Origin of the sequence: Mucilaginibacter xinganensis, assembly GCF_002257585.1 — a bacterium.
Taxonomy (GTDB): domain Bacteria; phylum Bacteroidota; class Bacteroidia; order Sphingobacteriales; family Sphingobacteriaceae; genus Mucilaginibacter; species Mucilaginibacter xinganensis.
Map to the genome: position 1 here is coordinate 4,272,527 of NZ_CP022743.1, position 26,438 is coordinate 4,298,964.

At 43.0% G+C, this 26,438-nt stretch carries 23 protein-coding genes; 12 read left to right on the top strand and 11 right to left on the bottom strand.

All coding sequences use genetic code 11. The features are described 5' to 3' along the window. The first annotated feature begins 169 nt into the window (after positions 1–169). The 3 genes from MuYL_RS18725 to MuYL_RS18735 all read left to right on the top strand — a co-directional run bounded on the left by MuYL_RS18725 (position 170) and on the right by MuYL_RS18735 (position 3,145). Positions 170–448, top strand: coding sequence for a hypothetical protein (locus MuYL_RS18725; protein ID WP_094572006.1), 279 nt, complete (start codon positions 170–172; stop codon positions 446–448). Positions 449–473: 25 nt separating this feature from the next. Beyond that, positions 474–1,052: a thioredoxin family protein gene (locus MuYL_RS18730; protein ID WP_094572007.1), complete on the top strand. Its 579-nt coding sequence runs from the start codon at positions 474–476 to the stop codon at positions 1,050–1,052. A gap of 320 nt (positions 1,053–1,372) precedes the next feature. Next, positions 1,373–3,145, top strand: coding sequence for a DUF885 domain-containing protein (locus tag MuYL_RS18735; RefSeq protein ID WP_094572008.1), 1,773 nt, complete (start codon positions 1,373–1,375; stop codon positions 3,143–3,145). A gap of 48 nt (positions 3,146–3,193) precedes the next feature. Here the strand turns inward: MuYL_RS18735 and MuYL_RS23470 are convergent, their stop codons facing one another. The 4 genes from MuYL_RS23470 to MuYL_RS18750 form a co-directional block, all read right to left on the bottom strand. Continuing rightward, positions 3,194–3,370 carry a hypothetical protein gene (locus MuYL_RS23470; protein ID WP_170309770.1) on the bottom strand — a complete coding sequence of 59 codons (177 nt, stop codon included), beginning with the start codon at positions 3,368–3,370 and terminating at the stop codon, positions 3,194–3,196. Beyond that, a complete protein-coding gene (locus tag MuYL_RS18740; protein ID WP_094572009.1) occupies positions 3,351–3,938 on the bottom strand; it encodes a zeta toxin family protein in 588 nt (195 codons plus the stop codon). Before MuYL_RS18740 ends, MuYL_RS23470 begins: the two co-directional genes overlap by 20 nt. Before the next feature lie 60 nt (positions 3,939–3,998). Continuing rightward, positions 3,999–7,964 (bottom strand): methylmalonyl-CoA mutase family protein, encoded by a 3,966-nt coding sequence (locus MuYL_RS23660; RefSeq protein ID WP_094572010.1) that lies wholly within the window; start codon positions 7,962–7,964, stop codon positions 3,999–4,001. 161 nt (positions 7,965–8,125) lie between these two features. Then, a complete protein-coding gene (locus MuYL_RS18750; protein WP_245845619.1) occupies positions 8,126–8,620 on the bottom strand; it encodes a VOC family protein in 495 nt (164 codons plus the stop codon). Between the two features lie 230 nt (positions 8,621–8,850). Between MuYL_RS18750 and MuYL_RS18755 the strand changes: the two genes are divergently transcribed. Further along, positions 8,851–9,795 (top strand): TIGR01212 family radical SAM protein, encoded by a 945-nt coding sequence (locus MuYL_RS18755; RefSeq protein WP_094572011.1) that lies wholly within the window; start codon positions 8,851–8,853, stop codon positions 9,793–9,795. Between the two features lie 111 nt (positions 9,796–9,906). On the opposite strand, the gene MuYL_RS18760 is transcribed toward MuYL_RS18755, so the two are convergent. Then, complete coding sequence (locus MuYL_RS18760; RefSeq protein WP_094572012.1) at positions 9,907–10,932, bottom strand: hypothetical protein; 1,026 nt, start codon at positions 10,930–10,932, stop codon at positions 9,907–9,909. An 11-nt stretch (positions 10,933–10,943) separates the two neighbouring features. Beyond that, the gene (locus MuYL_RS18765; RefSeq protein ID WP_094572013.1) at positions 10,944–12,662 is read right to left on the bottom strand and encodes an ArnT family glycosyltransferase; all 1,719 of its coding nucleotides are present in this window, start codon (positions 12,660–12,662) and stop codon (positions 10,944–10,946) included. A 114-nt stretch (positions 12,663–12,776) separates the two neighbouring features. Here MuYL_RS18765 and MuYL_RS18770 point away from each other — a divergent pair, with 114 nt between their 5' ends. Continuing rightward, entirely contained in the window at positions 12,777–13,232 is a 456-nt protein-coding gene (locus MuYL_RS18770; protein WP_094572014.1) for a DinB family protein, read from the top strand. Positions 13,233–13,295: 63 nt separating this feature from the next. On the opposite strand, the gene MuYL_RS23900 is transcribed toward MuYL_RS18770, so the two are convergent. The 5 genes from MuYL_RS23900 to MuYL_RS18795 all read right to left on the bottom strand — a co-directional run bounded on the left by MuYL_RS23900 (position 13,296) and on the right by MuYL_RS18795 (position 20,096). Continuing rightward, the gene (locus tag MuYL_RS23900; protein WP_094572015.1) at positions 13,296–13,475 is read right to left on the bottom strand and encodes a PIN domain-containing protein; all 180 of its coding nucleotides are present in this window, start codon (positions 13,473–13,475) and stop codon (positions 13,296–13,298) included. A 178-nt stretch (positions 13,476–13,653) separates the two neighbouring features. Then, the gene (locus MuYL_RS18780) at positions 13,654–13,827 is read right to left on the bottom strand and encodes a hypothetical protein (RefSeq protein ID WP_157740966.1); all 174 of its coding nucleotides are present in this window, start codon (positions 13,825–13,827) and stop codon (positions 13,654–13,656) included. Between the two features lie 73 nt (positions 13,828–13,900). Then, on the bottom strand, positions 13,901–15,502 hold the full coding sequence (gene odhB / locus MuYL_RS18785; RefSeq protein ID WP_094572017.1) for a 2-oxoglutarate dehydrogenase complex dihydrolipoyllysine-residue succinyltransferase: 1,602 nt from the start codon (positions 15,500–15,502) through the stop codon (positions 13,901–13,903). Positions 15,503–15,680: 178 nt separating this feature from the next. Continuing rightward, positions 15,681–18,488, bottom strand: coding sequence for a 2-oxoglutarate dehydrogenase E1 component (locus tag MuYL_RS18790; protein WP_094572018.1), 2,808 nt, complete (start codon positions 18,486–18,488; stop codon positions 15,681–15,683). 297 nt (positions 18,489–18,785) lie between these two features. After that, the gene (locus MuYL_RS18795; RefSeq protein WP_094572019.1) at positions 18,786–20,096 is read right to left on the bottom strand and encodes a DASH family cryptochrome; all 1,311 of its coding nucleotides are present in this window, start codon (positions 20,094–20,096) and stop codon (positions 18,786–18,788) included. Between the two features lie 264 nt (positions 20,097–20,360). Between MuYL_RS18795 and MuYL_RS18800 the strand changes: the two genes are divergently transcribed. From MuYL_RS18800 to MuYL_RS18830, 7 genes are all read left to right on the top strand, one after another. Beyond that, the gene (locus MuYL_RS18800) at positions 20,361–21,023 is read left to right on the top strand and encodes a TetR family transcriptional regulator C-terminal domain-containing protein (RefSeq protein ID WP_094572020.1); all 663 of its coding nucleotides are present in this window, start codon (positions 20,361–20,363) and stop codon (positions 21,021–21,023) included. Then, complete coding sequence (locus MuYL_RS18805) at positions 21,010–21,693, top strand: HAD family hydrolase (RefSeq protein WP_094572021.1); 684 nt, start codon at positions 21,010–21,012, stop codon at positions 21,691–21,693. The genes MuYL_RS18800 and MuYL_RS18805 overlap by 14 nt, the downstream gene beginning before the upstream one ends. Beyond that, positions 21,686–23,014, top strand: coding sequence for an ABC1 kinase family protein (locus MuYL_RS18810; RefSeq protein WP_094572022.1), 1,329 nt, complete (start codon positions 21,686–21,688; stop codon positions 23,012–23,014). Before MuYL_RS18805 ends, MuYL_RS18810 begins: the two co-directional genes overlap by 8 nt. A gap of 100 nt (positions 23,015–23,114) precedes the next feature. Continuing rightward, positions 23,115–23,522 (top strand): DUF6855 family protein, encoded by a 408-nt coding sequence (locus MuYL_RS18815; protein ID WP_094572023.1) that lies wholly within the window; start codon positions 23,115–23,117, stop codon positions 23,520–23,522. A gap of 40 nt (positions 23,523–23,562) precedes the next feature. Further along, positions 23,563–25,014 carry an SDR family oxidoreductase gene (locus tag MuYL_RS18820; RefSeq protein ID WP_094572024.1) on the top strand — a complete coding sequence of 484 codons (1,452 nt, stop codon included), beginning with the start codon at positions 23,563–23,565 and terminating at the stop codon, positions 25,012–25,014. Positions 25,015–25,083: 69 nt separating this feature from the next. Then, on the top strand, positions 25,084–25,989 hold the full coding sequence (locus MuYL_RS18825) for a leucine-rich repeat domain-containing protein (protein WP_094572025.1): 906 nt from the start codon (positions 25,084–25,086) through the stop codon (positions 25,987–25,989). Between the two features lie 14 nt (positions 25,990–26,003). Then, positions 26,004–26,315, top strand: coding sequence for a Dabb family protein (locus tag MuYL_RS18830; RefSeq protein ID WP_094572026.1), 312 nt, complete (start codon positions 26,004–26,006; stop codon positions 26,313–26,315). Positions 26,316–26,438 lie beyond the last annotated feature (123 nt).

Below are 26,438 nucleotides of genomic sequence, written 5' to 3' on the forward strand. Positions count from 1 at the left end.
TTAGAGTTCTTTTACCACTTTACTCCACTTTCTCCCACGAAAGTTATTAACACTTGTGTAATCCGTTTGTGGATTACTATTTGCACCTGAATTCTCCTTCAGGCACTTTTAAAAAAGATAATTATTTACTTCATTTGCATTTGTATTTCAGATAGTTACAATAATTTAAATGCATATTATAAAACTTAAAAACGGCCATACGCTGAGTATTGAAAATGATACTAAAAAGCTGCGGTTAATAGTTTATATCAACGGAGTGGAAAACGTTTGCCGAAAATCCACAAAAAAAGAACTCAGCAGTTTTATCCAATCAAATGAGGATCAATTATTTAAAGGCCGCCTGCAATTAATTAAGGATGAAGTGGGAATCAGCATTTGGGTTAAGGGCAAAAATGAGGGAGAAATAAGTACAGCAGATTTACTGAATTACCTGCAAATTGCTCAATAATAAAAAATGCCTATATTTAGTCATTATGAAAATATCACACCTTATCACCGCTCTTTTTATGCTAACCGGTTCGGCTGCAATAGCGCAAACTGCACTTCCAACCGCTGAAACGGTATTGAAAGACGTCTATACGCAGGCTGCTAAAGAAAATAAAAAAGTACTGTTAATGTTTCATGCCTCCTGGTGCGGCTGGTGCAAAAAAATGGATGCCTCGTTAAATGATCCGTCTATCAGCAAAATGATCAACGCAAATTATGTAATTGCTCATTTGGACGTGATGGAGCAGCCGGCAAAAGCCAATCTTGAAAATCCCGGCGGCATGGATGCAATGAAAAAATTTGGTGGCGAAAAATCGGGATTGCCATTCTGGTTAGTTCTTGATGCAAAAGGCAACGTACTTGCCAATTCATTAATGCCAAAAGATGGTGCGACTATAGCCACTCCTGAAGACAACGTAGGTTGCCCGGCCAGCGATAAAGAGGTTGCATTTTTCGACGGCATTTTAAAGAAAACATCAAATTTAAAAGCAGAAGAAATTGCAGTTATTCACAAGCGGTTCCTTTTAAATCAGCCGCCGCCCACACCGGTAAAAGGAACGAATTAACAACTGGGACTCTACTCAAATCTTCTTAGATAACGCTTAGCAATTAGCTCACCATATAAAATATCGCTTGGTTTATCCATACTAAACCATGGTGAATGGTATTGCAGCACCTGGATATTTTGAGCCAGCATAAAGCTTTGGGCCAGCAGGAATTGTTTTTGATGCTGATCGTTCTCCTGATCAATTACTATAAAATAATTTTTCTTTACCCCCCCTAACTATTCAAAGCAGCACAGTAATTGAAAAAACCGTGCCTTTTATTGAAATTTTTCGTTTCATACCGTTCTTAAATATATTTTTATAGTCGGGAAACTTAAAAAATGACCACATTGAAAAACAAAGCCATTTATGCTGTAGCAATAGGCGCTTTTGCCTTACAGCCTTTTACCACCAAAGCCCAAACAGGCGACAAAACATGGATAGCCAAATCAAACAGCTACACCAAGATCCTTATTGATCTCGACGAAAAATATTCACCGGAGTTTGGCTCATCGCAGGGCCTGGCTTTTTATGACACACTTATAGCGGTACCTACTTTAGCAAATGATTTAGCGCAGCGCAGGGAACGGGAAAAAGCCGTTGCACAGCTCAAGGCTGCTAAACAACAGGAAACAGACCTAAAAATAAAACAGGACCTTGATATCCTGATCAATCAATCGGAACTGGGTTTCAGGGGCCAGGATTTCAGCCGGGCTAAGGAGGTGTCATACCTTAACCCTACGGCCACAGTTTTCGGTGGCCTGCAGGCCTTGCTTGATGATCAAACCCCGGCAGAGCGCCGCCCCGCTGCCGTTATCCGCCTGGTAAAATATGCAGGATTGCAAAAAGGATATGCACCAACAAGCGACATCTATAAAGAACGTACCCTGCAGCAATTGAGCAAGCCCGGAATGATCTACCCTTCAAAACAGGCTATGGAGGTTGAACTTTCACGCAATGCCAGCATGGTGAGCGGCATTGAAGAGTTGTTTAAAAAGTATAATGTAACCGGCTACGAAAAAGCGTACGCCGCCATAAAAAAACAACTGGAAGATTATGACGTATGGGTGAAAGCCACCGTATTGCCGAAAGCCCGCACCGATTTCCGCTTGCCTGCCGAAGAATATAAACTTGCTTTAGAAGGTTATGGAATTGATATCCCGCCTGCCGACCTTGCTAAACTGGCGCATGCTGCCTTTACTGATATCCAGAACCAAATGAAGCCGCTGGCCGTGCAGATCGCAAAAAAATACAACCTGCCATCAGCCGATTACCGGGAAGTAATAAAATACCTTAAAAAGAATCAGATCATTGGCGACTCGATTATGCCGCTTTATAAAAGGCATTTGGCCGACATTGAAGGGATCATCCGCGAACAGCATTTGGTTACCCTACCAAACCGCCCTGCAATTATCAGGCTGGCAAGTGAGGCAGAAACTGCACAGTCGCCTGCGCCGCACATGGTGCCGCCGGCGTTTTTAAATAATACAGGCCAGCGCGGCGTTTTTGTACTGCCATTGAACATGCCGCCGGCACCCGGTGAAAAAGTTGACAAATACGACGATTTTACCTTTGATGCCGCCTCATGGACCATTATAGCACATGAAGCCCGCCCGGGTCACGAATTGCAATTTGACAAAATGGTGGAAGAAGGCGTTTCACAGGCACGTGCCCTTTACGCATTTAACTCCACCAATGTAGAAGGCTGGGGTTTATATTCAGAATATATTACCCGTCCGTTTATGCCGGTGGAAGGCCAGCTGGTATCACTGGACTACCGCTTGCTGCGCGCCGCCCGTGCATTTTTAGATCCCGAACTGCAGGCCGGCGCCATAACACAGGAAAAAGCACTGAACCTGTTGATGACCGATGTGGTACAATCACACGCCTTTGCCAAACAGGAAGTTGAACGCTACAGCCTGAATGCCCCCGGCCAGGCCAACAGTTACTTTTATGGCTTTACCAAGATGATAGCACTAAGAAAAGACACAGAAAAAGCCCTGGGCAATAAATTTAACGCACAGGCTTTCCACGATTTTATTTTATCGCAGGGCATTTTGCCACCGGCGTTAATCCGCCAGGCGGTAATGGATGAGTTTGTTAGGAAGAAGTAGGATAGTTTAAATTAAGAGCCGAAATAAACCCTAAAAGCTTTCAGAGATTTATTTTTCTGAAAGCTTTTTCAATAATTCCCTGGCAGGAACATGTTGGATGTAACCATCTTTATCCGCTATTACCAGGCTTTGTTTTTTTTCGGCGCTGGATATCAGCAGCTTTACATAGGCTTTATTTGCACCTTCAATAATCTTATTTTGCAATTCAATATTTTCCGGTTTCATCGCTTTGTTTTTTTATTCTCTTCCAAATATCTGAATTAAAAATCATTTGGGGGTTATTAAACTCGCCGGAAACAACTATTTCAGGCCTACCGGCTTCGTTATTAAAAACTGCCCAATAGTCGCAAATATTTAAATAAAGATGTATTAAATTATAAATTCCTTTAATATATCTCCGTTCAATAACATCATCCGGAATGTGATGACCTCCTTTACTCACCCGTGTTGCAACCCGCTGCTTTGCTTCTTGCGGAGAACTCAACCAAAAATAGACCAGTGTTATTTTATAACCAATAGCGCTGGCCTCTTTAATTAAGGATACATAGCTTTTTGAAGCTAATGTAGTTTCAATCGCGAAATCTACGCCGTCATCCAGTAACGAATCAATCCTGCTTAGCATTATTCTTCCTGCCTCTATAGCAACTTTTTCAGGATTGAAAGGAGATAACCCTGCAGCTATACCGTCAGCATTTACAAACTCTTTACAATTAAGCATTTCCGGCAATATGGTATAGCTTGCCGTTGTTTTCCCGGCACCATTACAGCCTGCTATAATGTATAGATTGGGCATTTGAAAAAATTTATAAAGCAAGATACAAACTTCCCATTCTAATCCCTAATCACTATCAACCTACATATTCCTTCTGTATTGCCCTCCTACCTCATACAAAGCATGCGAGATCTGTCCCAACGAGCAATATTTACAGGCTTCCATCAGGCTTTCAAAAATATTTTCGCCAGCTATGGCTTTATGTTGCAGGTTTTTTAATAACTGCGGGATAACTGCTTCGTTCCGGTGTTGAAAATCATGCAACGCTTCAATCTGGTATTGCTTTTCCGCTTCAGTGGCACGGATCACTTCTGAGGGTACAATAGTTGGCGATCCCTTTTTATTAAGGAAGGTATTTACCCCTACAATAGGATATTCACCGGTATGTTTAAGGGTTTCGTAATAAAGCGATTCTTCCTGGATCTTGCTGCGCTGGTACATGGTTTCCATGGCACCCAGCACTCCGCCCCGTTCGTTAATGGCTTTAAACTCGGCCAATACAGCTTCTTCTACCAGGTCGGTTAATTCTTCGATAATGAATGCACCCTGGATCGGGTTCTCATTTTTAGCGAGGCCGAGCTCACGGTTAATGATCAGCTGGATAGCCATTGCGCGCCGCACCGACTCTTCAGTAGGCGTGGTGATCGCTTCGTCGTATGCATTGGTGTGCAGCGAGTTACAATTATCATAAATGGCATACAAAGCCTGCAGTGTGGTACGGATGTCGTTAAAATCAATCTCCTGCGCATGGAGCGACCTGCCGCTGGTTTGAATATGATATTTCAATTTTTGCGAACGGTCGTTCCCCTTATATTTATTTTTGATGGCCTTGGCCCAGATCCTTCTTGCAACACGCCCAATCACCGAATATTCCGGATCGATACCGTTACTGAAAAAGAAAGACAGGTTGGGTGCAAAATCATCAATATGCATTCCGCGGCTCAGGTAATATTCCACGTAGGTAAAACCATTTGATAATGTAAAAGCCAGTTGGGTTACCGGGTTTGCCCCGGCCTCTGCAATGTGATAGCCAGAAATTGAAACTGAATAAAAGTTTCTAACCTTTTCGTTTATAAAATACTGCTGGATATCACCCATCATCCGCAACGCAAACTCTGTAGAAAAGATACAGGTGTTCTGTGCCTGGTCTTCTTTTAATATATCCGCCTGTACGGTGCCACGAACGGTAGCAATAGCATAAGCTTTTATTTTTGCGTAAACATCCGGTGGTAAGACCTGGTCGCCAGTAAGGCCAAGCAACATAAGACCAAGTCCGTTATTACCCTTTGGCAGCATACCAGCCTCACCTAAATCCTCTCCAAAGGAGAGGACTTTCCTATCATTTTCAGACCTTTCTTCATCAGAACCCTCTCCTTTGGAGAGGACTTTCCTATCATTTTCGGACCTTTCCTCTTCAGAACCCTCTCCTTTGGAGAGGGCAGGGTGAGGCGCTCCACCATTTTCAGAAGAGTAAATTTTCCGTTCAGGTTGTTTAGCCAGCACTTCTTTTATGCGCAGAATTACCTGATCTATATTGTTAATTACTTCCTGGTTTGTAAATCTTATAACGTCAAAACCCTCACTGTTTAAAACTGACGTTCTCACTTCATCTTCCTCTTTTAATAGTTCATGATAACCACCGTCAACTTCAATAACCAGTCCTTTAGATATGCAAACAAAATCAGCAATGTAGCCATCTACAGCATGTTGTCTCCTGATCTTATAACCAGTTTGGTTATTTCTCAATTGCTGCCATAAGATATTCTCACTTTCAGTTTGATTTTTTCTATTTGATCTCGAATTTTCTTTTAGCACCTCCCAAATACGTGAATCTCCTGTCTCATAACCAAACTCCTTCACCCCCTCTATTTTGGAGTGGGCCGCCGGCGTAAGGCCCTGGTACACCGGCCTTGTAAGCCCCCTGTCGTCATAAAGTTCTTTATACTTTGCCTCAACCAAATGCTCCAGTTTATGCTCTTTAATATATTTTTCGCATTGCTGATCAATAGCCGCATTCATAAAAAAGCCGAGCAGCATTGGCGCGGGGCCGTTTATAGTCATGGATACGGAAGTTGACGGACTGCCAAGGTCAAAGCCAGAGTATAATTTTTTAGCATCATCAAGCGTAGCAATGCTCACGCCCGAGTTGCCTATCTTACCGTAAATGTCCGGGCGGGTGTGGGGGTCTTCGCCATATAAAGTAACCGAGTCAAATGCAGTAGATAAGCGGTGTGCCGGCTGACCAAGCGAAACATAATGAAAACGCTTGTTCGTCCGTTCCGGACCGCCCTCGCCTGCAAACATCCTCGTAGGGTCCTCGCCTTCCCTTTTCAAAGGGAACACGCCCGCAGCGTATGGAAACTCGCCCGGCACGTTTTCGGTAAGCAGCCAGCGTAAAATATCCCCCCATGCTTCATATTTAGGTAATGAGATCTTGGGGATCTGCAGTTGCGACAGCGAGGTGTAATAAAGTGGTTGTTTAATCTCTTTATCCCTAACCTTATAAATAAAGTTTTCAGCCTTGTATTTTGCTACTGTTCCGGGCCATTCCCTTAAAAGGCGTTTACAGTCACCATGCAATTGTTCTTCCAGGTGGTTTTTCACATCGTGTAAGGATGCAATATTCTGTTTCTCTGCATCCAATAATTTTATTACGCCATCCAACTGGAACAATTGCTGCGCTATTTTGCACTGGGTGTTTACCCATTCCTTGTAGGCCTGGCTGCTTTCAGCAATTTCGGCAAGGTAGCGGTTCCGGTCTGGCGGAATGATATAGATCTTTTCTGATTCGCCCTGGTGTTCTGCAGCCGCATGTGCGCCAATAAGATCAACTCCTGTTTTTGCTTTAATGGCTTTCATCAGCGCAACAAACAGGGTATTCATACCCGGATCATTAAACTGCGATGCCATGGTACCGTAAACCGGAATCTCCTCGTCCTTAGCCTGGAACAACATGTGGTTGCGTTTATACTGCTTGCGTACATCTCTTATGGCATCCAAAGCGCCGCGTTTATCAAATTTATTAAGGGCCACCAGGTCGGCAAAATCAAGCATATCTATTTTTTCCAGTTGGGTGGCTGCCCCAAACTCAGGGGTCATTACATACAGTGACAAGTCACAATAATCCGTGATCATCGTATCCGATTGCCCGATCCCTGATGTTTCAACGATGATCAAATCGTAACCCGCAGCTTTGCAAATGTCAATGCTTTCCTGCGCGTGTTTGGAGAGGGCCAGGTTGGCCTGCCGGGTAGCCAGCGAGCGCATATAGATACGCGGATTGTTAATGGCATTCATCCTGATCCTGTCGCCAAGCAGGGCACCGCCTGTTTTGCGTTTAGACGGATCGACAGAAATAATAGCCATGGTTTTATCCGTCTCCATCAAAAACCGGCGCACTATTTCATCAACCAGCGATGATTTACCCGAACCGCCGGTACCTGTAATACCCAAAACTGGCGTTTTTACGGTGCTGATTATTTTATGAACCTCGCTCAAAAAGGCGTCTGCCTCCTTGGGGTAATTCTCTACTATACTTATCGCGGTAGCAATTGATTTTATATCTTTTTCGGGCAGGTGCTTAAGTTCGCCGTTCAGCTTTATTTTGTTCTGGAAATCGCATTTCTCCAGCATATCATTTATCATCCCCTGCAAGCCCATCGTGCGGCCGTCGTCCGGCGAATAGATCTTCGTTATGCCGTAGGCCTGCAGCTCTGCAATTTCGGCAGGCAAAAACACCCCGCCGCCACCACCAAAAATCTTGATATGGCCGGCACCGCGTTCCTTCAGCAAATCATGCATGTATTTAAAATACTCCACATGCCCGCCCTGGTAGCTGGTTAGGGCAATGCCCTGCACATCCTCCTGGATAGCACAATTAACCACCTCATCAACCGAGCGGTTATGCCCCAGGTGAATCACTTCCGCTCCTGATGATTGCAGGATCCGGCGCATAATATTAATAGTAGCATCATGCCCGTCGAACAACGAGGCGGCAGTTACAAAACGGATCTTGTACCTGGATTTGTAAGGAGCAATGCTTTCCATGCAGGCTATAATTAGTAAACTGCAAAATTAGCATAAATAATACATCAAAAGCTATGCTTGCATAATAAAACAAAGCGTCACCTACCCCTTTTCTAAGTAAATATAAATGCCATACTACTCAAAAGCGCTCCCTTTGACTGGGGCAGAGTGAGGCCGTTAACTTATCCGTTATAAGCCTGCTCCAGGTCTGCTATAATAAGTTTATTCATTTTCATCATTGCGTTCATCACCCTGCCAGATTTTTCAGGATTGGGACCACCCATTAACCGCCCCAGCGCGTTGGGTACAATTTGCCACGATACTCCAAACTGATCTGTAAGCCAGCCGCAACGGTCTTTTTTTCCACCCTCTGAAAGTTTCTCCCAGTAATGATCCACTTCCTCCTGCGTTTCGCATTTCACAAAAAATGAAATGGCCGGGGTCAACGTGAACTGCGGTCCGCCATCCAAAATCATAAACTCCATGCCGTTTAAGAAAAAATTACCGGTTATAATCTTCCCGCTTTTTCCGGGCGCCTCTGCCGGCAAGCGATGCAGGTGCCCTACCCTGCTGTCTTTAAATATAGTTGTGTAAAAAGTAACCGCCTCTTCAACATTGCCGTTGAACCATAAAAATGGTGTAATCGCTTGCCCCGTTGTTCCCATAGTAGTTGACATAATTTTGCTTTTTTGGTTTAGAATAAAGGTACCTATTGGCATTTTAACCACAATGGGACATAACGACAATTAAACGGGGCAATTGTGACAACTATCAAACGCCTGGGAAGGATAAAGTCAAAAACGCATTGCGATATTATTCAAATAATATCTGACCACACTCAATTGGCTTCACTGCGCTGCAAACCGTCAACTTAAATCAAACCTCAAAAATCTGTATCTTTGCCGCAATGCAGGCAACAGAAACAGCAATTTGGGAAAAAGGCTATAACAATTACGGCCCATGGCTAAAAGAAAAGTATAAAGGTCACCGGGTATTTAAGGTAATTGTTGACGGTGGCTTTACCTGCCCCAACCGCGATGGCTCAAAAGGTTATGGCGGCTGCACCTATTGCAATGTTGATTCGTTTACGCCATCGGTAAGCCGCAATGCGCCTACCGTACGCGAGCAGGTGATCCAGGGTATGGAGCGCGCCCGCACTGGCAACAAGGCCGATAAGTTCATTATCTATTTTCAGCCAAACACCAACACCTATGCCCCGGCACATTATTTAAAAATGATGTACGACGAGGCGCTGAGCTATGGAACCGAAGATATTGTGGGCCTTTCAATAGGTACCCGCCCTGATTGTATTGATGCAGAGAAAATAGCCCTGCTGGAAAGCTACACCGACCGCTTTGATGTTGACCTTGAAATGGGTATGGAGTCTATTTATGATGAAACCCTTGCGCAAATAAACCGGGGATGTAATCACCAGGAACTGGTTAAAGCGTTAAAGTTGGTAGAGAACAGCAAGCTTGATGTTTGCGTACATACCATATTCGGTTTTCCATGGGAAACGCAAGAAATGATGCTGCGCTATGCGGATGAGATCAACCGCTTTCCGCAGATAAAATTTGTGAAATTTCACCACCTGCATATTGTTGAGGGCTCCGTGATGGGCGTAAAATATAAACGCGAACCGTTTAAAGTTTTCAGCATTGATGAATATGCCGACTTTTTGTGCGAACTGTTACCCCGGGTGCGCCCGGACATTGTGATTCAGCGCCTTTTTGGTTTAAGCGACCGTGAACTATTAATAGCGCCAAACTGGGGACTCAAAAAATCAGAGATCCAATATTATATCGATCAAAAGATCCTCTCAAGAGGAGTTGTGCAGGGATCGGCGCTATAGTCTGAACCGGATTTAAGGGGACTAAATGATTTTCTGATCCTGACGTATATCGGCAATCGTAACAAATCCCTTAATCTGGTTCAGATCGCGATAAATCCCCTTAATCCGGGTTTAGTCCTTAAACCTTGCTATCACCTTCCTACCCAAATCATAGGTTACCCTAAAGGCTTCCTGGTTGCTGGTAAAGCCCGGTGTACGGTGAATGCTAAAGATAAACTGTCCCTTGATATGGTTAAACAGGAATGGTGTGAAGATCAGGTCGAGCCTGTTATAAAATTTCTTCTCATAAAAAGCATCCCCATAAGTAATCTCCGAGCCCTGGCCTGCATAAAATTCATCAAAAGCTGCAAACCGGTGATAGCTTAAATAAGCGCTGGAAACAAATCCTACCGGTGTTTTGGCCCCGCCAAGGCCCCGCTTCCGCTGGAAGGATGCCATTGCGCCTGCTTCAAACGACAACGAATCAAATGTTGTTTGCTTGCGGCTAAAATCAAGTCCAAGTCTAACCTGGGCCCCACCGTCATCCCCAATATGATCATTAGGTAAAAGCACTTCCGCTCCCGCATCGTGCATCATCAGCACATAATGGGAGATATAGAACGGACCAAATAACGACGGTTTCCATTTACCCTCAAAGCCAAATAAAAATTGCTCGCGGTCGGTAACGGTTTGGCGGCTTACCCAGTCTATCCAGCCGGTTTCCGTAAAGTGTTCATTGTGGTATCGCGCCAGCAAGCCCTCCACATTAGGGCGGTAATAGCGCAGGGTATCATTCAATAATGCCCGTGGGTAATTGCTGATTACCCCTTCGCGCGGAAATTCGCCCGCATCAAACAGCCATTTTGAACTTTCGTACTTGTAATACGCAACCGGGTTTACCTTTAAAAAGTATGGTTTGGCACCAAATTCGTGGATCCCGTCAATCCCGACAATAAAATGATTCAGGCTATCAAGGTTCAGGCCCAGGTCCAGCGCTATACGGGTTCCCGAGTAGGTACGCGACCGGGCGACAAAGTCTTTATACTCGCGGTTGTCCAAAAAGCCCAGCCCGTTAAAATGGATGTCGAGGCTTTGCGCCAGGGCTGCGGTGCTGGTTAATAGTGAAAGAAAGGCTATGAGGTAAAACTTCTTTATCATGCAGGGGGATGTTATTTAACGCTTAATTTTATTACACGGCTATTTTTACTTCCGATGAATGGTTCGGTCCGTAAGGAAAAAAGTAGGCTGAAATTCCCTTTTTCCAACGGCGAAGTTACAGGAAAAGTATAATGAACACTTTCACCCGGTTGTAAACTTATTTTTTTATAGGTGTCTTTGGCCTCTTTAGCATCAATCAGCTCATTTTCTTTAAAAAAACAGTATTCCAATTTAACGGGATGCGTATAGCCGCTATCGCTGAAACTAATGGCGTGGTGGTATGGATTCGTTATCGTCAGATCAAAATTTGTAGTTGCCCCCGGCGCTGTGGTAATTTTCAGCGAATCGGTGGCAATAATCACCTTCTGATAGGTACGCACATCATCTACCCAATTGCCATACCATTTACCGGCTTCAATTTTTATAGTATCTTTTGTAAGGTCTTTTATAGGTGCGCCCGATAGGTAATACACGCGTTTATGCTGAATACTGTCTTCCATTGGCCAGATATCAAACTGCGTAACACGATAAAAACGATCGTCATAGGCAAAGCATTTAAGGCTGTTGGTATAATAATTATATTTCGAGGGATTTTGAAAGCCCTCGCTCATCACCAAATAGTTGTCGCCTGCCTTTTCTTTAACTATATGCGCCCAGTTCTTAAAGCCGTAATAGCTTTTTAAATGCCCGTAAGTTTTGGCAAAACCAACACCGCTGATCACAATTACCCGCACAATAATTATAATACTTACATTAACTAACGCCAAAGGCAGCAGCCATTTGGGCCAGCCCCCCTGCTGCTTAAAATGAATGAGTACCAGCATAACCAGCGGCGCAAACAGGATAAACGTCCACTGGGGCTGTACCTCACCTTTTACGCTGCTTATAAAAAAGAAAAGTAAGGTACCTAAACAGTTTACCAGCAGGCAGCGGATAAAAGCATCTTTTATTTTTACAGTATAGGCCTTATAAAACAAAAACCACCCAATTAGCGGACCAGCCATGAGCAGTTGCCCCGGCAGGTATGAAAAGGTATTTAAAAAACTGTACTTATCTGCCGACCGCTCATAAAGGTGGTAGTTAATTGAAGGGTAACCATGGTTGGCCTGCCAGATAATATGCGGAATATATAAGGCCACAGCCAAAACAACTATCCCCCAAAACGTACCACGTTTTAACATTTTTACATTTGCCAGTAACGTAAAGCCAACAACCAAAATACCATTGTATTTGCTGTATAACAGACAGGCAACGGTTATGGCCAGTAAAACGGCAAGCCCCCATTTATCATTTTGAAGATATTGCTGATACAGATAATAAAACAATACAGTAAAAAAGAAGAGCGGCGAATCAGGCGTGGTGGTGAACCCGTAAATATGAAAAATGAATAAGCCGGATGTAACCAGTATAAAGGCCAAAGCATCAACCGCGTATTGTTTTAAGGTAAGCCACAGCAGGTAGATAGAGAGTGAGCTTGTCAGCACGGTAATCAGCCGCAATCCAAACTCGTTATGCACGATGGTGTCACCTATGCGGATAAAAAGCGCTACCATAGGTGGATGATCAAAATAGCCCCAATCTAAATAGCGCGAGTACATCCAGTAATAAGCCTCGTCGCCCTGAAGTTCTAATGTACACGCCTGGATAATGTTCAGCACCGTCCAGCCCAACAGAAAATACCAGATAAGCTTATTAGAATGAAGTGACTTATTTAAAGTGGCTGCCGGCATTTTATATAACAAGTATTAACGCCGTAAAGGTATAATAAAACGGTTTAAGGCAAAAAGTGTAAGTAGGGCTTACATTAAAATTATTTTCTCAAATTAGCTTAACATAAAAACATCATGAGCAAAGCAATTGAAACAATAAAAACGATTCGGGCCAGTACCGTTAAATTGGTAGAAGGATTAAGCAACGAACAATTAAACAAGGTACCCGAAGGTTTTATAAATAACATTATTTGGAACCTTGGGCACATGGTTGCCGCACAGCAGGGGATCTGCTATAAAAGATCGGGCATTGAAGCCAGGATTGACGACAGTTTTTTTGAAAGATACAAACCAGGCACAAAACCGGAAGGGCATATAAATGAAGCCGAAGTTGAAGAAATAAAAGCCCTTCTGGTTTCTACTATTGATCAATTAGAAACAGATTTCAAAGAAAGCCTGTTTAAAGAATATCCCGCTTTTACTACCCGTTATGGCGTTGAATTGGCGAGCGTTGAAGATGCCATTAACTTTCTGCCATTTCATGATGGGTTACACATGGGCTATATTATGGCGTTGAAACGGGCGATATAAACTAAGATTAAAGGATTCGAGTATTGCTTAAGTTACTATTTCTATGGCAGAATAGGTTATAAATTACATAGATAATATTACTGCTTGAAGGTCGGTTATTTTTTTGAATCCTTTATCCATCGTGAACAAAGGCAAGTCAAAATAAATTGCAGTTGCTGCAATAACCGCATCAGGCAATTTTGTTTTAAACTTCAATCTTAAATCTATTGTAATATCCTTAATAGCAGGCTCAATGCCAACGATATAACACTCTTATAAAAAAAATTTTAGTAATTCAGAGTCTCCGAGAGTTATATTAGGAAAACTTAAAACTTCTATTTCAGAAATTATTGATACAAATAAATTACGACCTGTAATTAATTCCCTGACTTCATTAACTCCGTTAAATAGATTGATAATTAATGAAGTATCAACAACAATTCTATCTCCACTCATCCCTGGTTTTCAATTGATAGGCTAAACCATCAATACCAAAGTTTATTTTACCAAAATATTTACTCAAATCCATGGGTGCTTTTTTCTTAGGGAGTTTTGTTAACTCCTCATCGAGTTTGTTCCGGCCCGTTAACTTATTAACTTTAATTATTTTTGCCATACACAAATATACTATTTTATCAAAACAAAAAACCCGGCCTAAACCGGGTTTCATATATTTTAAACTAGTTTGACTATACTCCCAGCAACAACCTTGCTGGGTCTTCCAATAATTGTTTTACCCTTACCAGGAAGCTTACCGATTCGCGGCCGTCAATTATCCGGTGATCGTAGGATAACGCCAGGTACATCATCGGGCGGATAACTACCTGTCCGTTTACGGCAACCGGGCGCTCAATAATGTTGTGCATACCCAATATGGCTGATTGCGGCGAGTTGATGATCGGTGTTGACATCATAGAGCCAAACACACCGCCATTGGTAATGGTGAACGTGCCACCTGTCATTTCCTCTAAGGTGAGCTTGTTTTCGCGGGCTTTTACAGCAAGTGCAGCAACAGCCTTTTCAATTTCGGCAAGGCTCATACTTTCCGCATTGCGGATCACCGGAACCACCAAACCTTTAGGAGCAGATACGGCGATTGAAATATCAGCAAAGTTGCTATAAACCACTTCCTCGCCTTCAATCCGTGCACCAACAGCCGGCCAGTCTTTCAATGCCTCGCAAACTGCTTTGGTGAAGAATGACATAAAGCCTAAGCCTACGCCATGTTTTTCTTTAAATTTATCTTTGTATTTGCTGCGGATCTCCATGATTGGCGCCATGTCAACCTCGTTAAACGTGGTCAGCATCGCAGTTTCGTTCTTAACTGCTACCAAACGCTTGGCAACCGTTTTACGTAATGAGGACATCTTTTCGCGACGGTCGGACCTCGATCCTGCGGCAACAGGCTCAGCCTTCGGTGCAGCCACCGCCGGTTTGGCAGCCGGGGCTGCTGTGCCCAGCATTTCTTTAGGGGCTTGCGGGTTTTCCGAAACTTTTTCGGCTAATAGCGCATCCTCCTTGGTTATCCTGCCTGCTACGCCGCTTCCCGTTACAGAAGCAGTATTAACGCCTTTTTCAGCAAGGATCTTTGCAGCAGCAGGAGACGGTGTGCCCGATGCATAGGTAGTTGCTTTGCCATTGGTAGCAGCTGTTGCAGGGGCAGGTGCCGATGCTCCGGCAGCAGTAGCTGCGGGTACTAACGCGCCTGCACCTTCAATGGTGCAAACAACCGTGCCAATCGGCAATACGTCGCCTTCTTTGGCTATAATTTTTAATGTACCTGCTTTTTCGGCAGTTAGTTCAAATGTAGCTTTATCTGATTCAAGTTCGGCAATGGCCTCGTCCATGGCAACAGCGTCACCATCCTTTTTGATCCATCTAGAAAGCGTTACTTCAGTAATAGATTCACCAACAGTTGGTACTTTTACCTGCAGAGAGGTTTCAGCAGTAGTAACGGCAGCTGAAGGTTGTGCTGCTTCAGGCTGAGCTGGTGCTGCTATTGCAGCTTCTTTACTGCTGCTTTCAACGGCTACCGGCTTACTTTCTTCAGCAGCACCGCCTTCTTCAATAGTGCCAACAACAGCTCCAATCGCTAAAGTATCGCCTTCTTTGGCTACGGTTTTCAATACGCCGGCCTTTTCGGCGGTAAGCTCAAAAGTGGCCTTGTCTGATTCTAATTCGGCAATTACTTCGTCCATCTTTACAGCGTCGCCATCTTTTTTCAGCCAGCTTGATAAAGTTACTTCGGTAATTGATTCGCCAACCGGCGGAACTTTGATAGTTAAACTCATTTTTTCAATTTGAAAATTTGTTGATTTGAAAACTTGAAAATGCCACTGGTGTTTATTTACCGTTAAATCAGCACATCCAAATTTTCAAATTAATATTTTTTTGATTTTGAAAATTCGAGTACGTAGCCTGAAGATTAGTCCTCTTCAAATTGGCACATCATCAAATTTTCAAATTAAATTAATCTACTCCAACATTGGCCATTTTTTCGGCCGTTGCTTTTACTGCTGCCTTTACTTGCTTGCCTGCTGGCGCTTCAAATGCCTTTGAAACAATATGTAACTGCTGCGCAGCATGTTGTTTGGCAAAACCGGTTGCAGTACTGCTACCCTCATGCCTCGAAATTACATTAAGGTTAATCACGTTATCGTTATGGAACTTGCGGCAAATATATGGCCATGCGCCCATATTCTCCGGTTCTTCCTGTACCCATATAAACTCAGTGGCCCTGGCATATTTAGCCTTTACCTTAAGGATCTGAACAACCGGGGTTGGATACAATTGCTCCACCCTCACAATAGCTACGTCCTTGCGTTTGTCCACCTGTTGCTTTTCAAGCAGATCGTAATATATTTTACCGGTACAAAGCAGTACACGCTTTACTTTTTTAGGATCAGCATAAGTATCGTCAATCAATTCATGGAACTTACCACCGGTAAACTCTTCCAGTTTTGACACGCACTTAGGGCTGCGTAACAAACTTTTTGGCGTAAATATGATCAGCGGCTTGCGGAAATCCCTCAGCATTTGCCTTCTCAGGATATGGAAGAAATTTGCAGGCGTAGTACAGTTAGCTACCTGGATGTTGCTATCGGCACAAAGCTCAAGAAAACGTTCAACACGTGCCGATGAATGTTCCGGGCCCTGCCCTTCGTAACCGTGCGGCAATAACATTACCAGGCCGTTACCACGCTGCCATTTTGTTTCGGCGCTGGCTATATACTGGTCAACAATAATTTGCGCGCCATTGAAAAAGTCGCCAAACTGTGCTTCCCATATTGTTAAAGCATTAGGGTTAGCCAAAGCATACCCGTATTCAAAACCCAATACCCCATATTCCGAAAGCAGTGAGTTGAAAATACTAAGTTTTGCTTCGCTGTTGATGGTTTCAAGCGGTATAAATTCATCTTCCGAATCAACCAGCGTTAATACTGCGTGGCGGTGTGAAAAAGTTCCCCTTTTCACGTCCTCTCCGCTTAACCTAACCGGATGTCCGTCTTTTAATAAACTACCATAAGCCAGCAACTCGCCCATGGCCCAGTCAAAAACATGGGTACTGTCCACCATTTTGCGGCGCTCGTCAAAAAGCTTTTCTATCTTTTTAAAGAACTCTTTTCCTTTTGGCAGGTCAGTGATTTTCTTTCCTATTTCCAGCAATTCATTTTCAGGAACCGCAGTATCTATAGGTGTAAAGAACTCCCTGGTGGTAGCTAAGTGCATACCCTGCCAGGCACCTTCAAACATATGTACAGTTTCGGTAAACTTATCTTCGGCCTTTGATTCATCCAGCTTAACCTGCAGCTCGGCACGGAATTTCTTTTCCATTTCCAAAGCCAGGCTGGCATCAATGCTGCCTTCTTTCTGCAATTTTTGTTTGTAGATCTCCAGCGGGTTTGGATGTGCTTCAATAGCCTTGTATAATAAAGGCTGGGTGAATTTTGGCTCATCAGCCTCGTTATGCCCGTATCTGCGGTAGCATAAAATATCAATAAACACGTCTTCGTGGAATACCTGGCGGTACTCCATAGCCAGGTTTACAACATATGCCAGTGCTTCAACATCATCACCATTTACGTGAAACACCGGCGAAAGCACTGTTTTAGCCACGTCGGTACAATAAGTACTTGAGCGGGCATCTTTAAAATTGGTGGTAAAACCAATCTGGTTATTGATCACTATATGGATAGTTCCGCCGGTGCGGTAGCCATCCAGTTTTTCCATTTGTAGTACTTCGTAAACAATGCCCTGTCCGGCAACCGAAGCATCGCCATGAATCAATATCGGCGCTATTTTTGAATGGTCGCCATTGTACTTAAAGTCAATTTTTGAGCGGGTTAGGCCTTCAACAACCGGATCAACCGCTTCCAGGTGCGACGGGTTGGGGCAAAGGCTCAAATGCACCTTTTTACCACCTTTGGTTACCACATCCGTTGAGTAGCCCAGGTGATATTTAACGTCGCCGCCAAAAGGGGTATCCTCGTCAAAGTTCTTCCCTTCAAATTCCGAGAAAACCTCTTTGTAAGGCTTCTCCATTATGTTGGTAAGTACGTTAAGCCTACCGCGGTGAGCCATGCCTACAATGAATTCCTGGATACCAAGCTCTGATCCGTTCTGGATCACCATATCCAATGCCGGGATCAATGATTCAGCACCTTCAAGCGAAAATCGTTTCTGCCCCAGAAATTTTGTTCCTAAAAAGTTTTCAAAAACAACCGCCTCGTTCAGCTTATCCAGCATCAGCTTTTTTTCGTCTACTGTAAACGACGGCGTATTACGTTTGCTTTCCATCCTGTCCTCAAACCATTTCAGTTTTATAGGATTACGGATGTAACGGTACTCGGCACCTATAGACTGGCAGTAGGTATCTTCCAGTAACTGGCGGATATCGCGCAGGGTAGCTGCACCAAGGCCAACTTCAACACCTGAAGTAAAAACGGTATCCAGGTCAGCATCGCTAAGCCCGAAAGTTTCCAATTCTTTACCGGGAAAGTACTTGCGCCTTTCGCGTACCGGGTTAGTTTTTGTAAATAAATGGCCGCGTGTACGGTAACCATCTATCATGTTAAGCACATTAATTTCCTTTAGGAAATGTTCGGGAGTTTCGGGGGTTACAGCAGCAGCAGGTGTTGGTGTTTCCTTACCAAAGTCAAATCCTTCAAAAAACTTCTGCCAGCCAAAGTCAACAGATTCCGGGTCTTGTTTATATGCTTCGTAAAGGGAATTAATGTATGCAGCGTTCCCGCTGTTTATATAATTGAGGCGATCCATGAGAAACCATTCTTTAAAACGGTACAAAAGTAAGCATATCGGCTTATAAACTTTTAATTTAATTGTTAAAATCTTTCACCATACCCGCAAATTCGGTAATAAACAATGTGGAGAATTAATTGATGATTAAGCAGAAAGGTAACCAACTCAGTGTAGCAGCTTCTCAATAAACCCGCGGAGGTATGAAAATCCTTCGAAAAGAATTGCAAGCGCACCAATAAAAAGCGTAAACTGCTCAAATGAGTTCATGATAACTATTGGACGAAAAATTAGTTTATTTATTACACAAACGCCAGCTTATTTAACCGCATACGCCCGGTAATCATCCCGGTTAACAGCTGGCAGCCAGGTTTCTATATAATCATTTTTCCCAGCTTGTTCTGCTGTGGGCAGGGCGGCAATGGTATAGCGGCTTTCGCGGGCATCATTAACGCCTGCAATAAATGCCCAGTTTCCCCAATTGCTGGCCGGCGAATAATCAATCAGTTTTTCTTCAAAGTAGGCAGCGCCCAGTTTCCAGTCAACCTTAAGCTCATTTACCAAAAATCCCGCAACAATTTGCCTGCTGTAATTGCTGATATAGCCTGTGGCATTCAGTTCGTGCATAATAGCATCAACCAGTGAAACACCGGTTTCACCATGTGCCCAGCTTTCAAAAAGCAGGTTGCCGTCAATAACATCGGCAGATTCATCCTCAGGGTTTTTAACCGCAATAAACTTTTGGCCATGTTTTTTAAACATAAACCTAAAATAGTCGCGCCATAAAAGATCAAGCAACATACCCGGGTAATGCGTATTATTTAATTGCTGATTTTTAATAATTTCCCAATATACCTGTCTGAGCGAGATACAACCTAAAGCTATCCAGGGCGACAATTTGGAAAGGTTGATCGTATTGCCTTTTTTGCCGATAACAACATGGCAGTTGTTTAGGAAGAAATCATGCAGTTGTGCTAAAGCTTCATCTTCGCCTCCTTTAAACTTCATAGTTGCGCGAATATCGTCAACCAATTGTTCTAAGCCCAGTTTTTGTAACGTGGGTAATACGCCGGCATCTGTAATTACCGGCACTGCCACCTTTTCGGGCGTAGCCACACATTGGCGTACATTGCTATCGCGTTCCACCTTCTTTTTAAATACGGCAAAGCTATCAGGAATATCTTTAATAGGAAAGGGCAAATCCTCTTTATGATAGAGTGTATGGCCTATAAAATGCTTTAAATTGAGCTTTATTTTCCAAAGGGCGGTTTCTACCTGCTCAGATATTTCGGTTTCTTCGTGGGCAACTTCCCGGTGGTGATATACTTCACTCACCTGGTATTCTTCGGCAAGTCCCGGTATTATTTCAGCAGGATTGCCTATGCGGACTATAAGTTCGCCCCCAATACTTTTCAGATTCTTTCGCAGGTTAGCCACGGATTCTAAAAGAAAGCGGGTCCTTATATTGCCGGTTTTGGGGTTGCCCGAAGGATTGTGCTTAAAGTAAAAAGGGTCAAAACAATATACCGGGAGCACTTTATCAGCTTTACGTACCGCCTCTAATAATATCTCATTATCATGGATCCGTAAATCATTTCTAAACCACACCAATATCGTTTTTTCACTCATAGTTAAGCAGGGGTTAACTGATTTGTAGTTTACAAATTTGCAATTTATTTACCAGTTACAAAAAGCCGTAACCAATATTTGACATCACGTAAACATTTTCAATTAATGCATTGTCAATATATTATAATAAAACGGCATCCGCGGCATCATTTGGGAATATTTGTAATAACCCTTACATCTAACCGTTTATTTATATACGTACGTATGACACTTGAGTGAAAGCATTGTCATACTTTTATATCATAATATTTAATCCTATCAACCATGGCTACTATTGAGAGCATCCAAAAAGCATATATAGATTTTGTATTAACAGAAGGACAGCAGCCCAAATCGGTTTATGTTTTCGCCAAAAAAAACAAAATGGCCGAAGAGGAATTTTATCGTTTCTTCGGATCGTTTGATGCCATTGAACAAAGCATCTGGACCGGCCTCGCTGTGAAAACAATTTCCGAAATTAAAGGCCAGGACGTTTGGAGCCAGTATTCGGCCAGAGAAAAAGCTTTATCATTCTTTTACAGCTTTTTTGAATTACTAAAAGGCAGCCGCAGCTTTGTTGTTTACAGCGTAAAAAAACAGCCTAAAACATTCGGCACCCCACAAATATTTACAGGAATGAAAGATGTTTTTGAAAATTTCTGTAACGACCTTATTTTGGAAGGGCTTGAATCTAATGAGCTTTCTGAACGTAAATTTTTCAGCAATCGTTATAAAGATGCCTTATGGGTACAGCTGGTATTTGTGCTAAACTTCTGGATCAACGATAATTCAACAGGTTTTGAAAAAACCGATGAAGCTATTGAAAAAGGCATCAACGTTACCTTCGACCTTTTCCAGCGGTCACCTATTGATAACCTGTTTGAGTATGGCAAGTTTTTGGCCAAAAACGGCGGACTAAAAGAGCGGATGGGTTTTGGCAGCAACTAATAACACCTTTGCTGCCATATTTGATATGGACGGCACTCTTGTTGACAATACGCCTTACCATTTTAAATCGTGGCAGGCGCTTTTTAAAAAACACGGTAAAGGCGAATTAAGCAGGCATACTTATTACACCGAAATAAGCGGCGTCCCCATTATGGAAACCTTAAAGGTACTGTTCCCTGATAAGGACGAAGCAGGTTTAAAAAGTTTACTAAAAGAAAAAGAGTCCCTTTACCGCGAGTTATATGCGCCATATTTAGTACCCGTAAATGGCCTGGAGAATTTTTTAACGGCGCTGAAAAACAGCGGTATAAAAATAGCCATGGCGACATCAGCAACGGTTGAGGATATCGACTTTATACTAAATGCAGTACCCATCCGGGATGATTTTGATGAGATCGTAAATTCATCAATGGTTGACAAACCAAAGCCTGACCCTCAAATATTTTTAAAAGCCGCTGAAAAACTAAACCGTGAGCCGGTTAATTGCGTAGTTTTTGAAGATTCATTAGCCGGCATTAAAGCCGCAAACGCGGCAGGCATGAAAGTTGTCGCGATTACTACAGGACTTGCGGCAGATGAACTACATCCGGTTGACCTGGTAATTAATGATTACTCAGAACTAACCGTACAAAAGCTTGCCCTGCTATTTAAGAAAGATCAAAATGACTGACAACACACCGAAAGAACAAAACAGTATCCCCACCAGCAAAGTACAGCGTTCGGCCAAGTTTGTAAAAACCGGCTTTAAAATTGGTGGTAACTATATCAAGCATTATTCAAAAAAACTGTTTAATCCCGAAATGGATAAGAGTGAACTGAACGAAGATAATGCATCTGATATTTACGAATCATTAAGCGAGCTGAAAGGCAGCGCCCTAAAGGTGGCCCAAATGCTCAGCATGGACAAAAACCTGTTACCCCAGGCTTACACCGATAAATTTTCACAATCGCAGTACAACGCGCCCCCCCTTTCGGGCCCGCTTATTGTGCAAACCTTCAGGAAATATTTCGGCAAAACGCCGGATAAGATCTATGATAAGTTCAACGTGCGATCATCAAATGCGGCATCAATAGGCCAGGTTCACCAGGCTGAACTGAACGGCAAAACACTGGCAGTTAAGATCCAGTATCCCGGCGTGGGCGATTCCATTTCATCTGACCTTAAACTGGTAAAACCTTTTGCATTCCGGATGCTGGGCATGAGTGAAAAGGAACTGGATATTTATATGCGCGAAGTTGAAGAACGGCTGCTGGAAGAAACGGATTACGAGTTGGAAGTACGCCGCTCCATCGAATTTTCAACTGCATGCGCCGGCCTTGCAAATGTAGTTTTCCCCCAATATTATCCAGAGCTTTCCAGCAAGCGCATCATTACTATGGATTGGCTGGAGGGTAAGCACCTCCGCGAGTTCCTGCAAACCAATCCATCGCAGGAGTTACGCAATACCATTGGCCAGGCCCTTTGGGATTTTTATAATTTTCAGCAACACGAGCTTCGCGCAGTACATGCCGACCCGCACCCCGGCAACTTCATGATCACTCCCGAAAACAAACTTGGTGTTATTGACTTTGGCTGCATTAAAGAAATGCCCGAAGACTTTTATTATCCCTTCTTTTCACTCACCTCCACCAGTTTGATGGATAACCGGGAAGAAACCATTAAAGCATTCAGACAGCTGGAGATGATCCACGCCAATGACACCCCTGCTCAAATTGAATTCTATTACAAAATGTACAGGCATATGATCGGTTTGTTTGCCAAGCCCTATATAACAGATCATTTTGACTTTAGTCAAACGGATTTTTTTGATGAACTATATGGCTTTGGCGAAAAGATTTCAAAGATGCCCGAGTTTAAACAGGCACGCGGCGTTAAGCATTTTATTTATGTAAACCGAACCAATTTTGGGTTATACAACATATTGCATGAGCTGAAAGCCGAAGTTAAAACGGATACTTATAAACCGCACGTTGTGGAGCAGTTTGCTTAAACACGGTTAGGGATTTTTAATGTGCAATTTGTGGTAGCTAGTTTTTTTGCGTAAACCTTCAGGTCTTATTCTTTATCTTTATTAAACCAATTTAACCGCTATGAAAGATAAAATAGGAAACAAGACAAGCCCCACGCCGCTTAAAACCCCGCCACTGTCTTCTGATTATACCATGCACGTTGATGAAAAGGATGGCCGGGAAGTTTTAGTTTGCACTGTAGGTAAAACAATACTGCATTATGACATCCGCTGCCTTAGCGATCTTCACCAGATGCTTAAACAACACGGCGACTGGATGGACCTTGGCGGCGCTGATGAACAGAAACCTGCAAAAGCAGGAACCGTTGAAGCATGGGGACGATCAGAAAACAACCCTATTGGGGGCTGGTACGGATTAAAGAAGGGGCTGCGTGGCCGCTTTGGCGTATATATCCCGCCATTGATGGAAAAACTTGGCCTTGCAGAAGTTACCCATGAAGCCAAAGGGAATAAAATGAGGGCGCTATAGCTTTTTAAAAACAGCGTGCCGAAATTCTTGTTAAATAACTATGAAGATATTGCTCGCAGGTGCTAACGGTTATATTGGAACAAGGCTGATCCCGGTATTACTGGAACAGGGCCATAACGTGGTTTGCCTGGTACGCGACAAGCGCCGTTTTCATGAAAATAGTGATTACAGCGATCACGTTACCCTACTTACCGGCGATTTGCTGGAACCTGAAAGCATCGAGCCGTTTCCGGATGATATTGATGCAACCTATTACCTGGTGCATTCCATGACAGGCACCAGGGACAAAGAGTTTCCGGAATTGGAAGCCGCTTCAGCAGGTAACTTCATCAAGTCGCTCAACAAAACCAACTGCAGGCAAATAATATACTTAAGCGGTATCACCAATGACGATAACCTTTCGAAACATTTAAAATCGCGCAGAAACGTTGAATTTATTCTGCTGGAAGGCAACGCTGCTTTAACTGTGCTGAGGGCTTCAATTATTATAGGCTCAGGCAGTTCGTCTTTCGAAATTATCAGGGATCTTACCGAAAAATTACCGGTTATGACAGTACCACGCTGGGTAAACACCAAATGCCAGCCCATTGCCATTCGCGATGTACTGGCTTACCTGCAAAGTGTGCTGCTGAACGAAAAAGCTTTTAACCGCACGTTCGACATTGGCGGGCCCGATATCCTAACGTTCAGGCAGCTTATGCTCACCTACGCCGAAGTAAGAAATCTGAAAAGGTATATCATAACACTTCCGTTCCTGTCGCCCAAAATATCATCTTATTGGCTTTATTTTGTTACTTCAACCAGCTATACCCTGGCGCAAAGCCTTGTGGACAGCATGAAGAACGAAACCATTGTTAAAGACCACGCTATTGATGAAATAGCACCGCGTAAATGCCTCACCTATAAAGAAGCACTTGAACTTGCTTTTGTAAAAATCGAGCAAAACTCCATTGCCTCCAGCTGGAAAGATGCACTAAACCGGGGTTACCTCAAACCGGGCTTTATGGATCAGTTTAAAGTCCCTCAAAACGGCACACTTGAATACAAAGTAAAAACACCCTTTAAGCGCGACGTGCAGGAGGTTTTAAATAATTTGTGGGCTATTGGCGGCAAGCGTGGCTGGTATTATTGGAACTGGATCTGGAACCTGCGTGGTTTCCTGGATAAGGTGGCTGGCGGTGTAGGCTCCAGGAGGGGCCGAACCAGCAACATTAATATTTCGCCCGGCGATGCCATTGATTTTTGGCGGGTTTTACTGGCAGATAAACTGAACAAGCGCCTCCTGCTGTATGCTGAAATGAAATTACCCGGCGAAGCCTGGCTTGAATTTAAAATAATTGAGCGCCACGGCGAAACTTTTTTGAGCCAGATAGCCACCTTCAGACCCAAAGGCTTATGGGGCAGGTTGTATTGGGCGCTAATGTTCCCTTTCCATATTTTTATTTTTAAGGGGATGGCCGAGCAGATCACAAAATTTGAGGAAGCAGTGTAATATTTTTGAACTTCTAATAAATTTTAGTGTATTGTCAAATATTGTTAAATTGGTGAACGCCTCCGCAATATGAAAATTTTAACTTTTTTTTCATTTCTCATTCTGGTTACCAACGCCGTTTACTCGCGGGATAAATATTTTTACCCCACTTACGTTTATGAAGGCTATATCGAAATTAATCCCGGCCATAAAGTGCCCATCTACCTAAACCTCCTTATAGCTAAAAATTTGTCGGTTAATGGATTATATTATTACAAAGCAGAGAATGGATCATTAAGTTTGAGCGGGACAATCAATTCAGATAACACTATTACCCTTGCCGAAAAAACGAATACTGGCAAAATTACCGGAAATTTTGCAGGTTGGATTGCCGCTGACAAGGATATAATTTCAGGAAACTGGACTTCTACTGATAACAAAACTTACCCTTTTATTGCTAAACACAAGGCTAACCACTCCTATTGGGGCTATATCCGAAGATTTGAAAAGCTACTAGATTTCAAAGATTTTAAATCCGCCATTAAAGACCCGTCAAAAGTTGAAAAACTATATATTTATGATAAAGGGATAAAATCATTGCCATCAGGGTTTTCAAAGTTTAATAATGTCATATCCGTTTGTCTAATGGCAGACAAGTTCAACAATTTTCCGGTGGCCTTGACCAGGCTGCGGAACGTTGAGGAAATATCCCTGGCATCTAATCAGGTAAATGAAATTACCTCTAAGATTAGTCGGTTGCAAAACCTTCGCTTATTATATGTAGATTTTAATAAACTAACTAAACTTCCGAAAGAAATAGGCGCACTTCATAATCTGCTTTATCTTGATCTGAGCAGTAATAAAATCACCTCGGTCCCTGATGAAATTAAAAATCTTTATCAACTGCAGGAATTACATTTAGAAAACAATCCTATTGACGAGACAGAAAAATACCGGATAAGAAAATTATTGCCAAATTGCGTCATCTATTTTTAATTATATCATTTCTCATGCTTCTCAAAAACACCTTTGTTCACCACGTACATTTCTGGCTTAAAGACAAAGCCGATAAACAACTATTAATTGACGGGTTAAACACGTTGCTGCCTATACCCCATATCCGCGAGATCCATATCGGTGTGCCTGCGGAGACTTTTCGTTCGGTAGTTGACCGCTCTTACGACGTTTCGCTGCTGCTTTTATTTGACAGCCCCGAAGCGCAGGAAGCCTACCAGGTGGACCCAACCCACGTCCTATTTGCCGACAATTGGGCAAAACCACTTTGCAGCAAAGTTGTTGTTTCGGATAGTGTGAATATCTAGTTGGTAGTTGATGGTTCACGGCAGCTATTTTAGTCCATGCTCCATTCAGCTTGCATTTCACTTTTCTATGATAACAAATAACGGCTGTTCTATTTACTATTTTTCGCTATGACTTATGAACCA

Coding starts and splice junctions, on each gene's coding strand:
- MuYL_RS18725 (WP_094572006.1), top strand. CDS start 170: ATGCATATTATAAAACTTAAAAACGGCCATACGCTGAGTATTGAAAAT.
- MuYL_RS18730 (WP_094572007.1), top strand. CDS start 474: ATGAAAATATCACACCTTATCACCGCTCTTTTTATGCTAACCGGTTCG.
- MuYL_RS18735 (WP_094572008.1), top strand. CDS start 1,373: ATGACCACATTGAAAAACAAAGCCATTTATGCTGTAGCAATAGGCGCT.
- MuYL_RS23470 (WP_170309770.1), bottom strand. CDS start 3,370: ATGAAACCGGAAAATATTGAATTGCAAAATAAGATTATTGAAGGTGCA.
- MuYL_RS18740 (WP_094572009.1), bottom strand. CDS start 3,938: ATGCCCAATCTATACATTATAGCAGGCTGTAATGGTGCCGGGAAAACA.
- MuYL_RS23660 (WP_094572010.1), bottom strand. CDS start 7,964: ATGGAAAGCATTGCTCCTTACAAATCCAGGTACAAGATCCGTTTTGTA.
- MuYL_RS18750 (WP_245845619.1), bottom strand. CDS start 8,620: ATGTCAACTACTATGGGAACAACGGGGCAAGCGATTACACCATTTTTA.
- MuYL_RS18755 (WP_094572011.1), top strand. CDS start 8,851: ATGCAGGCAACAGAAACAGCAATTTGGGAAAAAGGCTATAACAATTAC.
- MuYL_RS18760 (WP_094572012.1), bottom strand. CDS start 10,932: ATGATAAAGAAGTTTTACCTCATAGCCTTTCTTTCACTATTAACCAGC.
- MuYL_RS18765 (WP_094572013.1), bottom strand. CDS start 12,662: ATGCCGGCAGCCACTTTAAATAAGTCACTTCATTCTAATAAGCTTATC.
- MuYL_RS18770 (WP_094572014.1), top strand. CDS start 12,777: ATGAGCAAAGCAATTGAAACAATAAAAACGATTCGGGCCAGTACCGTT.
- MuYL_RS18780 (WP_157740966.1), bottom strand. CDS start 13,827: ATGGCAAAAATAATTAAAGTTAATAAGTTAACGGGCCGGAACAAACTC.
- odhB (WP_094572017.1), bottom strand. CDS start 15,502: ATGAGTTTAACTATCAAAGTTCCGCCGGTTGGCGAATCAATTACCGAA.
- MuYL_RS18790 (WP_094572018.1), bottom strand. CDS start 18,488: ATGGATCGCCTCAATTATATAAACAGCGGGAACGCTGCATACATTAAT.
- MuYL_RS18795 (WP_094572019.1), bottom strand. CDS start 20,096: ATGAGTGAAAAAACGATATTGGTGTGGTTTAGAAATGATTTACGGATC.
- MuYL_RS18800 (WP_094572020.1), top strand. CDS start 20,361: ATGGCTACTATTGAGAGCATCCAAAAAGCATATATAGATTTTGTATTA.
- MuYL_RS18810 (WP_094572022.1), top strand. CDS start 21,686: ATGACTGACAACACACCGAAAGAACAAAACAGTATCCCCACCAGCAAA.
- MuYL_RS18815 (WP_094572023.1), top strand. CDS start 23,115: ATGAAAGATAAAATAGGAAACAAGACAAGCCCCACGCCGCTTAAAACC.
- MuYL_RS18820 (WP_094572024.1), top strand. CDS start 23,563: ATGAAGATATTGCTCGCAGGTGCTAACGGTTATATTGGAACAAGGCTG.
- MuYL_RS18825 (WP_094572025.1), top strand. CDS start 25,084: ATGAAAATTTTAACTTTTTTTTCATTTCTCATTCTGGTTACCAACGCC.
- MuYL_RS18830 (WP_094572026.1), top strand. CDS start 26,004: ATGCTTCTCAAAAACACCTTTGTTCACCACGTACATTTCTGGCTTAAA.